Source organism: Micromonospora sp. NPDC048830 (assembly GCF_043198215.1).
GTDB lineage: Bacteria > Actinomycetota > Actinomycetes > Mycobacteriales > Micromonosporaceae > Micromonospora.
Window position 1 is genome coordinate 1 of record NZ_JBICUP010000087.1, and the last position, 9977, is coordinate 9977.

Here is a 9977-nt window from a genome sequence, read left to right on the forward strand (position 1 = left end):
CGCTGACCCGCCCGCCGCACCACACCCGCCGGAAGCCCGTCCGGGCACAAACGACCAGCACAACAACATGATCAAATTAGGCTACGTGGCATTGGCTCCAGATCCAGACGAGCAAATGATCAGAACCTGTGGATGGCTCTCGGCGAGGTGACATGAAGCGGGCGCACCTCCCGAGCAAGATCGAAGCCCAGTAACAGTCTGATCAGGGTCGGCGTTGGCGCGCCGGCTCGGGAAGGTGCACCCATGCTCAAAGTAGTCCACGACGCCGCGGCGTCCAACGAGCCGGCCGGTGGGTCGTTGCTTGACGAGATCGTGCGCGACGGCGCGCGGCAGATGCTGGCCGCGGCGTTGGAGGCTGAGGTCGCCGCGTACGTCGAGGCGTTCCGCGAGGAGGTCGACGAGCACGGCCATCGGCTGGTGGTCCGCAACGGTCATCACGAGCCGCGGGAGGCGACCACGGCGGCGGGCGCGATCCCGGTGTGCGCGCCGCGGGTCAACGACAAGCGGGTCGACGAGGCCACCGGGCAGCGGAAGCGGTTCTCCTCGACGATCCTGCCCGCGTGGTCCCGGAAGTCGCCGAAAAGCTCGGAGGTGCTGCCGCTGCTCTACCCGGCGATCTTGGTTTGCCCGAAGCTGGCGCCCTGCTTGGCGTGCCCGTACGGGCGCAGCAGCGAGTCGATGTCGATGAACGCCCGCTGTTCGATCCCGGGCAGCAGGTCGGTCCGCTGCACCAGGTTCACCAGGTGCGCCCGCGCTACCGAGGCCAGCTGCAGGCTGTGGCCGTGGGTGAACTCGCGGAGGAACTGTCCCAGCGTGGCCGGCGCATACACACCGCCGAACAGCCGTTTCATCCCCCGGAGCGGATCACCTGCAGGTCGTCGATGCTGCGCCGGCGGCCATCCCCGCGATGATCGAGGACACCTTTCCCGCCGGGTTCACCCCCGCCGAGGCGACCCCGGTCGGGCCGAGCCCGACCCGGCCGTCAACCAGTTCCAAGAGCCCGGCCTGCTCGGCCAGCGCCATCACCGGCGTCAACCCCGCCGACGACACCAAGTGCTCATCATCGAACAACGGCGTGGCCTTGGACCACGAGTGCGATAGTTTCACTTCCAGTGCCTTTCCTGACATCCGTCACAGCCGTGCACCACGACTCCGGGCCATCAGAACCGCCGAGAGTGCTACAGCCACCACGACCACGGCGCCGGTGAAGGTCGGCTCGACCCAGTCATCGACGCCCGCGAGTGTCAAGCCGTTGACAGCAACCGCAACAAAGAAGACGCCGACGATCGCTCCGGCGACGGTGAACCTCCCCGGCTTGATCGTGGTCGACCCCAGGAACACTGCTGCCAACGCCGGCAGCATGAATCCTTCGCCGATCCCAGTCGAAGCCGATCCGGTACGGCAGACCAATAGCACCGCGGCAACCCCGGCGAGAGCACCAGCGATCACAAAACTGAACGCCACCCTCCCCGAGACCGGAACGCCGACCAGCTTGGCCGCCTTCTCGTTCGAGCCGATGAGGGAAAATTGCCTACCAACGACGGTGTACCGCAACAGCACCGTCACGGCCAGGACGCAGATCAGCAGCAACCATGCTGGTTTCGGGATGCCCAGGAAGGACGTCGCCCCGAAGTCCGTCATGGAGTCGGACACGCCGAGGATGATGTCGTACCCCGAGAATAGTGCGCTCAACCCGCTGAGAAGCGTCGCTGTGCCCAGCGTGATCACCAGCGAGTTGGCTTGGAAGAGCGACACCAGCAAACCGTTCACGATACCGATTAATGCCCCAGTGCTGATCCCGATGATGACGCCGACGGCCGTTGGAACCTCCCAATTAGCGACGGCGTGAGCAGTCGCGATCGCCGACACTGTGACATTTGCCCCCAAGGACAGATCGAAGCGGAACGCCACCAAGGGGACCAATGCGGCCAGCGCGACGATGCCGACAACGGATTCGCTGGCCACGATCGTCTGAACATTCGTCCAACTTGAGAACGTTTCGGACGTTTGCGGAGAGATAGCGAAGTAGAGCGTCAGGCCCACCAAGCCGACGACGAGTGCGTATTTGGACAGGAAGTCGACCACCGCTGCCTTGGCCCCCGACAGCTGCCTAGATGGGATTTCAACCGTCTTCGACACGCGTGATGCCTCGTGCCCGGGGACTTCAGTCCGTTGGTTCATCGGAGGTCTACTTTCTCGTTCATCTCGTAAACCAGATTGATGAGTTCGCTACGTGCGAGTGATTCGGTCGGCCTGCTGAAGGAAATGGCGCCTTCGTGAAGGCCCACAATCCGGGTACAGTGCCCCAGGAGTTCCTCGATGTCGGAACTGACAACAATGACCGCGGCGCCCGATTCGGCAGCGGCGCCGATAAAGCGATAGATGTCTGCCCGAGCCCCGATATCCACACCCTGAGAGGGCTCGTCCAGGAGCAGCACTCGCGGCAATAACGACAACCAGCGCGCGATGACGACCTTCTGCTGATTTCCTCCTGAGAGGGCAGAGACCGGCGCGTCCAAGCCGGGCGACTTGACGCCGTACTGGGCATGCGCCCGCGCTGCGGCCCGGCTCGCCTTCCGTGGTCGGAACACCCCCGATTGGGTGTAGCGATGCAGCGCATTGGGTACGATATTGTCCGATACCGACATTTCCGGGAACAGGCTCAGACGAAGGCGATCCTCGGGCACGTAAGCGACCCCGTTGGCCAGCATCGTACGAAAGCCAGCGCCCGACAGTTCTCGACCGGCAACCCTCACCGAGCCGCCAAGGTGCGGGTGCAAACCCGCGATCGTTTCCAACAGACTGGTCCGGCCACTTCCGACCAGGCCTGCGACGCCGACGACCTCACCGGCCCCGACCTGCAGGTCCACTCCGCGGAGCGGCCCCCCGAGAAGCCCGGACACCGAGAGTACTTCTCGATGCTCAGCGTCCGCCCTCCCTCTCCGGACGTTCGCGCTGTCGACCTGTCGGCCGACGATCGCCTCTACGAGCTTGGGTCGGGCCAGATCCGCCGACGGGCTATCGAGCACCTTCACGCCGTCGCGCAGCACTGTGACCGCATCACAGACGTCGAGTACCTCGTCCAGTCGGTGTGAGACGAAGACGATGCTGTGCCCGCGGCCGACGTACCCACGCAAGCGTTCCAACAACTCACTCACCTCGCCATGCGGAAGACGAGCCGTCGGCTCGTCGAGGAACAAGACCCCGTCCGCGACCCCGCCGGACGGCACCTCGAAGTCGGAGAGGGCGCGCGCGATGGCAACCAGCGTCTGCTCGGCAGGCCGCAACTCACGCAGGTCCCGAGATGCGTCGATATCCAGCTCGAACCTGTCGAGGATGGACCTGGCCCGCTGACGCAGCGACTGCCGACCGAGGAAGCCTGCCGTGCTGTCCCCCGGTGCGAGAACCGGCAGCAAGTTGTCCGCTACCGACAGGTCCTCGAAGAGGCCAAGGTCCTGATGAACGAACCGAAGCCCCAACTGCCGGGAGACCGACGGCGTGATCTGGTCGGCTGGCTCGCTCCGGACCGGGGTGGCCACGTGGCCACCCCGGTCCGGCCGGACGACTCCAGCGAGCACCTTGATCAAGGTGGACTTGCCGGACCCATTTCCGCCCGCGAGGGCGTGGACGCTCCCTCGGGCAACGTCGAAGTCCACCTCAGCCAGAGCGCGTGATGCGCCGTATGTCTTCGACAGGGAACCGACCCGCAGTATGTAGTCGTTCGATCGCACTGTTACTTGCCTTGCCAGATTCTGATGTAGTTCTGCTGGTAGGCGTCGGCACCGGCGTTGCCGTCGTACTCCTCGACGTCCGGGACGCTGTCGGCGTTCATCGACTTGATACCGATACCCGAGTCGACAACGTCCCCGCTGGCGAACAGTCGGTTCAAGGAGTCGGCGGCAGCCCAGCCCAGCCAGGTCATCGGTCGACCGACTGCGAAGTTCTGCACACCCGACCGCAGCAGCTTGAGTGACGACGGGCTACCTTCGTGGCCGGCCAACAGGAGGTCGGAGCGACCCGCCTTCCGGGCCTGCTCGACAGCAGCTCCCACACCAACCGGGATGTTGGCATCCAAGGGCGACATCACCACATTGGCCTTCGGAAACTTCGAGAGCCCGGCCGCAGTCTTGCCCTGCAGTTTGCCGCTGAAGATGTCGCCAGAGGTGTACGGGATCGACTCAACCGTGCACGTCGAGCACTCTGCCATGCGAGCCCGGAACGACTCGCCGACGTGGCGCGTAACAGCCAGGTCGTCCTGCTTCAGCTCCACCACAAAGGCTTTACCGTCGGTCTCTGCAATCACCCAGTCGGCGATTGCCGGTCCGACCACCGTGCTCAGGAACTGACCATAGGTGTCGAGGTTCTCGCCCCACGGGAGATAGCCGTCAAACATCCGCTTGCCGCCACCTGCGAACTTGTCGTCGCAATCGAGGGCGTTGGCGCCGAACACGACGACCCCAGCCGCCTGGGCTTCCGAAATGGCTCCCTTTGTCGCTGCACAATCCACCGAGAACAGCATGATCGCGTCAGCCTTGTCCGCGATGGCTGCTCGAATCTGCTGGTTGTAGACCTTGGGATCGAGCTTGCCATCGACCACCTTCACATCCCAGCCCAGGTGCTTGCCTGCTGCCGCGGCACCTTTGGCGGGCAACGCACATCCAGAACCTTGGAGTGAGCATGCAATCGCCCAGACCTTCTTGCCGGGTACCGCCTTCGGCCCGGACTCGGGCAGCTCACGGTCCGTGCCGGCGAAGTTGGCCTCGGTTGCCCTCTTGGCCTGCGCGACAACGGCTGCAACGTTAGCATCGCTGCCACGATTCCCGGAAGGATCATTCTCACCGCATGCTGTCAGGAGGACCATCGCCGCCGCAGCGGCGATCGCCAATCTTGCATACCTCATACCTGTGCCTACTCTCCCTTTTCACGATTCACAGAAGGACCACTACGACGTAGAAGGACTGCCACCAGATGACCTCGATTCGTGGTCGGGGATCACCGATTCGGACTTCGCCAGGCGGGCTAGACGCTCGTTGAGAATCTCGCCCGCTTCGTGAGTCGCATGACTGATCTGGTGCGACATGAAATGGAATGTGTGGAACTGCGCCTCCCCCCGGAGGTCCGCCAGATACTGCAGGCTCTCCTTGGACAGTTCCAACGCTTGGCGAGGCGCACGCAGGAGCCGCTCGATGAGCCACGCCAACTTCGAGTCAAGGTCATCGTCCGGGACAACCCATGTCACCAGACCCGCCTGCCGGGCTTGCTCGGCCGACAGTCGCTCGTCCAACCAGAACACCCGTTTGGCCCAGCTCTCGCCAACTTTCGATGCGAAGTTGGGGACCTCTGCCTCGTTGACGCCCATGTGCATCAGGATCGGGGACCCGAATATCGCGGACTCGCCCGCAACGACAAAGTCAGTCGCCGCGGCAAACATGAGTCCGGCAGCCAAACAGTGACCTTGGATTCGACACACGGTGGGTATCGGCAAGTGGCGGAGCTTCGCAACCGGGTCGACGAACCAACGCTTCTCCTGCTCCTTGCGAGTCTCCACCTTGGAAAAGTTGCTGAAGTAGGTCTTGTCCTCGCCCATCATCCGAAGGTCGTGGCCCGAGCAGAAGCTCCGCCCCGCGCCCGCGATCACCAACACCCTGACAGAGCGGTCGGCTGCCACCTCGTCGATCGCGGCATCGAACTCACGCAACATCTCGAGATTCTGCGCGTTGTGAACCTCAGGACGATTGAAGGTGATTGTCCGGACACCGTCACGATCATCGACCAGGATCGGACCACTGTCCCACCGGGCCGACCGCCCGACGGGACTTGTTGCCGCTGCCCCGCCGTCCACGTCCGGCGCCTCGGATGCCGGCGCAGCGGACAATCGACTTGCCAGCTCGCGCAGTGCGGCCACATCAGGCTTGCCACCGGGCGTCCTGGGCACCTCAGGGACCACCTCAATCCACTTGGGGTGTTTGAAGCGAGCCAACGTCCGACGGAGCCGCCCTTGAATGTCCTCGATCAGTTCGGGGTCGGCATAGAACTCCGGCTCCGGCTCTACGAAGGCCACGACGGACTCGCCGAACTCGGGGTCGGGGCGGCCGACCACCACTGCGTCAGCCACTTTGCGATGGCCAACCAGCGCGTTTTCGACCTCCTGGGGATAGATGTTCACGCCGCCGGAGATGATCACGAAGGACTGCCGATCGGCGAGATAGAGGTACCCGTCGGAGTCCAATCGCCCAACATCCCCAACGGTGACCCACTCCGGATCCTCTGGGTGACGGGAACGAGCGGTCTTTTCCGGGTCACCGAAGTACTCGAAGGGGCGCACGCACTTGAAGTAGATCGTTCCGACCCGGCCAGCTTCGAGTGCGGCACCACTCTCGTCGCAGATCCGCACCAGCTCCGGATCAGGTCGCCCTACCGATCCTGGTCGCTCGGACCATTCCTGCGGGTCGAGGAACGCCCGACCGATGGCTTCCGAGGCGCCGTAGAAGTCCCAAAGGATCGGGCCCCACCATGACACCATCGCACGCTTGGTTGCGTCCGGGCAGGGTGCAGCCGAATGAACGGCCACGCGCAACGACGAAAGATCGTAAGCGTGCCGAACTTCTGAGGGCAGCTGCAGCATTCGGACGAACATCGTCGGGACCCACTGGCTGTGAGTCACCTGATGCTGCTCGATCGCCTTGAGTGCTCCCTCGGCGTCGAACTTCTCCTGTACCACCACCGTGCCGCCCAGCACATGCGTCGCGACGCAGAACCGCAGCGGGCTTGCGTGGTACAGCGGCGCCGGACTCAGGTAGACATCGCCGTCCTCGAAGCCAAGTTCCGTCTCATACACCGATGCCAAGGAGAACGTCCGCTCGTCGATGGCTGCGTTCGGATCGATCGGCCGCCAGATACCCTTGGGAGCCCCGGTAGTGCCCGACGAGTAGAGCAGCTCGTTCCCTAGCCGCTCCCGGTCCGGGCGTTCAGTCGATACCGCGGCAACGGCCTCCCGCATGTTCCGGTACCCATCGACCAGACCCGTCCCTACTGCCAGCCTGAGTTTCAGGTGGTCGATCTCGGCGAGCCTCGCCGCTGTGCCTTCGAAGTCCGTGCCGACGATTACGCCGCTCGCATGGCAGTCCCCCACGATGTAGGCGGCTTCATCTGGTGTCAGTTGAGTACTGAGCGTCGTGACGCGGTGGCCGGCTCGGAGGATGCCCCAGTACGCCACGAAGTACTCCGGGCAGTTCCCCAAGAGGATCGCGATCGGACTACCCTCGGGGAGGTTGGCTCCTTGGAGAACATTGGCCAACCGAGCCGAGTCGTCGGCGAGTTCACGATAGGTCATGGCTGCACCTGATGCAGCCATGACGACAGCGACCCGGTCAGGGGGTGCAACGAACGGGTGTGCTGGCCGGTCAGTCATGGATCGGCCGCACCGCGCTCTGCCAGTCGAACTCGCCGCCAGCAACTGTGCCGCCAACTTCCTTAGCGGCGTGGTTGCGCATCGCGCCGAAGACATCCTCGTAGGACATCCCCTCGCGCGGACTGACCTCCTCCAACCTGGACAACGTCTCCAACGGCGGAATCCCCTCGAAGGAGACACCGAGGTGGTCGGCCCACTTCTGGGTGCTGTTTCGGAAGAGGCGGGTGTGCATTGGTGCTGGGAGCGCGTTCAACGGATCCCGCATCCCTTCCTCGAGCGATACGAACTCGACTCCGGCCGCGACCAGAGCCTCAAGCATCGGGCGCACCGAATCGGACGTAACAGCCGTACCGTGAAAAACCGAGATGAAGATCGGGTCGCGGCCGAACATCTCACGAGAAACCGCCGCGTGGCGCCGGAGCTGGTCGACCGCCGTTTCTGCGTAAGTCCGCACCAGCCAAGCGGCCGCGTCGGAGTCCGCGCTCTCGACTGCCCGCCAGTACGGCGCAACGAACTGAGCGTCATAGAACCAGTAGCTGACCGGCGCCGGGATGTAGTTCTCCTTGGCCAAGAAGTGGTGAATGTCGGCAACCTTGTCGGCCTCGGCGCCCCACATGTCCATCGGATACCGGAAGTACTTCACCGGAGCCGCCTCGATGAAGCTGCCGATATAGTCCTCGGAGAGTTTGATGTCTGCAGTGAATGCACTGGCCGGTACCCAATCGGGGCTGGCGTGATTGTGCGTATGGTTTCCGACGTGGTGCCCTGCCGCACACCACGCTTCGACTTGCTCGCGCAGACTCGGATCCTTCTCCATTGGACCCGTGCTGAAGAACGCATAGCAATCGGTGATCCCGAAATCAGCGAATGCCGAGGTCAATGACGACACCACGCGCTCAGCGCTGTACCCGGTCGGAAACGGCACCATCTTCCACTGCAGGAAGTCGTCCACCGTAATGGCTACTTTCACCGGGCCGTTCGGAGAAATCGGTTCGCTCATAATTGCCTCTCTGCGGCGTCGTCCTCTGCGACGCAAGGAATGCTGCTCCTGGTGCTGCACCGAATCAACGTGCTCGGGCACCACAGTCCGGTGGTATGTCCCCACACATTCGGCTCAGGCAGACACGTCAACGAACAAGCCGATCTAGGTTAAGTGAGGTGTTTGGGGTTGGGGCCTGGGTGGTGTTGGGCCGATCGGGTGATCTCCACGGTGGGTCCGCAGGCCCGGCACAGGCACAAGACCTCGGCGCGGGGTTTCGACGGGTACAAGGGCCATATCGCCGCCGACCCGGACAGCGAGATCATCACCGCGACCGAGGTGAGCGCGGGCAACCAGGGCGACGCGCAGACCGCCGCCGACCTGATGATCGACCTGCTGCCCGACACCGACGGGCAGGACGACACCGACGGGCAGGACGACACCGACGGGCAGGACGACACCGACGGGCAGGACGACACCGGCGGGCAGGACGGCCAGAGCGGGCAGGACGGCGGTCAGGACCGGCCAGCCGTCTACGGTGATGCCGCCTACGGTGCTGCGGAGTTCCTCGAGAAGCTCGACGACGCCGGTACCGAGGCCAAGGTCAAAACCCAGCCGGCGACCAACGCGGGCGGCCGGTTCACCAAAGGCGCCTTCGGCATCGACCTCGACGCCGACACGGTGACCTGCCCGAACCGGACCACCGTGCCGATCCGCCGGAACCGTGCCGGTGACGGCACCGCCGACTTCGGCACCGCCTGCGCCACCTGCCCGTTACCTTTTTGATCGTCCCCAGCCGGGGACTGCTCGGTCGCCCGGCCCGGTATGACTTACTGACCCTGTCGTACGCATGATCCGGGGGGTGTTGTCGCCGGGCCGGGTGGCGTCGGCGGACCGCTGATAGGGACCCGACCACCCTGTGCTCGGGGTAGGTCTCCTCGTAACGTGGATGCCGGCAGTCCGGCGCCTGACCTGCGGCCGAGCCACGACGAGGTGGTGGGGAGGCAGGGCGTGCACGACGGGTTCGGCGTCTTTGTGGGACTCGACGTCGGCAAGGAGGGACATCACGCGGTCGCGCTGAGCCGCGAGGGTAAGCGGCTGCACGACGCCACACTGCCCAACACCGAGGCGGGGCTGCGTAGGTTGCTCGACAAGCTCGGCCGGCACGGCCTGGGGGCTTCCCCCCTGATCTTGGACACGGGGTTTATGCGGCCGGGGCCAGCGTAGCGGGGGCCGGTTGGGTGTTCTTCTCGTAGGTGATCGGGGATTGGTGTCCGAGTCGGGAGTGGCGTCGGACGGTGTTGTAGCGGTGTAGCCAGCGGAATGCGGCGAGTCGGGCTTCGCGTTCGTCGGTGAAGGCGCGGCGGCCTTGCAGGGTTTCGCGTTTGAAGGTGGCGTTGAACGATTCGGCGGCGGCGTTGTCGGCGGAGCTGCCGACCGCGCTCATCGACTGCCGGATGCCGGCCGTCTGGCATGCGGCTGCGAAGGCCCGTGTTCCGCACCGGGTTTGATGGAGACATCGAAACCTGGGAGGAACACCAGCGATGCCCGCACCGAAGAAGTACAACGATGAGCTGCGTGAGCGTG

General features: G+C 64.3%; 7 protein-coding genes and 3 pseudogenes. 3 read left to right on the top strand and 7 right to left on the bottom strand.

The genetic code is table 11. The features are described from left to right. Window positions 1–243: 243 nt before the first annotated feature. Window positions 244–648, top strand: a pseudogene (locus tag ACGFIZ_RS33380) (IS256 family transposase); the annotation flags it as partial. Here ACGFIZ_RS33380 and ACGFIZ_RS33385 read toward each other — a convergent pair. From ACGFIZ_RS33385 to ACGFIZ_RS33410, 6 genes and pseudogenes are all read right to left on the bottom strand, one after another. Then, window positions 609–915 (bottom strand): annotated as a pseudogene (locus tag ACGFIZ_RS33385) (IS1380 family transposase); the annotation flags it as partial. The pseudogenes ACGFIZ_RS33380 and ACGFIZ_RS33385 overlap by 40 nt on opposite strands. 216 nt (window positions 916–1131) lie before the next feature. Continuing rightward, a complete protein-coding gene (locus ACGFIZ_RS33390) occupies window positions 1132–2139 on the bottom strand; it encodes an ABC transporter permease (protein ID WP_393427098.1) in 1008 nt (335 codons plus the stop codon). Window positions 2140–2177: 38 nt separating this feature from the next. Continuing rightward, window positions 2178–3731: a sugar ABC transporter ATP-binding protein gene (locus ACGFIZ_RS33395; protein WP_393427101.1), complete on the bottom strand. Its 1554-nt coding sequence runs from the start codon at window positions 3729–3731 to the stop codon at window positions 2178–2180. Between the two features lie 2 nt (window positions 3732–3733). After that, entirely contained in the window at window positions 3734–4885 is a 1152-nt protein-coding gene (locus ACGFIZ_RS33400) for a sugar ABC transporter substrate-binding protein (RefSeq protein WP_393427103.1), read from the bottom strand. 57 nt (window positions 4886–4942) lie between these two features. Next, on the bottom strand, window positions 4943–7507 hold the full coding sequence (locus tag ACGFIZ_RS33405; protein ID WP_393427106.1) for an AMP-binding protein: 2565 nt from the start codon (window positions 7505–7507) through the stop codon (window positions 4943–4945). Then, a complete protein-coding gene (locus tag ACGFIZ_RS33410; RefSeq protein ID WP_393427109.1) occupies window positions 7404–8411 on the bottom strand; it encodes a polysaccharide deacetylase family protein in 1008 nt (335 codons plus the stop codon). Before ACGFIZ_RS33410 ends, ACGFIZ_RS33405 begins: the two co-directional genes overlap by 104 nt. A gap of 198 nt (window positions 8412–8609) precedes the next feature. On the opposite strand from ACGFIZ_RS33410, the gene ACGFIZ_RS33415 reads away from it, so the two are divergent. Both ACGFIZ_RS33415 and ACGFIZ_RS33420 read left to right on the top strand, forming a co-directional pair. Beyond that, window positions 8610–9176 (top strand): transposase, encoded by a 567-nt coding sequence (locus ACGFIZ_RS33415; protein WP_393427112.1) that lies wholly within the window; start codon window positions 8610–8612, stop codon window positions 9174–9176. A 225-nt stretch (window positions 9177–9401) separates the two neighbouring features. Further along, a pseudogene (locus ACGFIZ_RS33420) lies at window positions 9402–9560 on the top strand (transposase); the annotation flags it as partial. A gap of 34 nt (window positions 9561–9594) precedes the next feature. On the opposite strand, the gene ACGFIZ_RS33425 reads toward ACGFIZ_RS33420, so the two are convergent. After that, window positions 9595–9977 (bottom strand): integrase core domain-containing protein (locus ACGFIZ_RS33425; RefSeq protein ID WP_393427115.1); only part of this gene is annotated, 383 nt, incomplete at its 5' end.

Coding starts and splice junctions, on each gene's coding strand:
- ACGFIZ_RS33405 (WP_393427106.1), bottom strand. CDS start 7,507: ATGTCTTCGGCGCGATGCGCAACCACGCCGCTAAGGAAGTTGGCGGCA.
- ACGFIZ_RS33410 (WP_393427109.1), bottom strand. CDS start 8,411: ATGAGCGAACCGATTTCTCCGAACGGCCCGGTGAAAGTAGCCATTACG.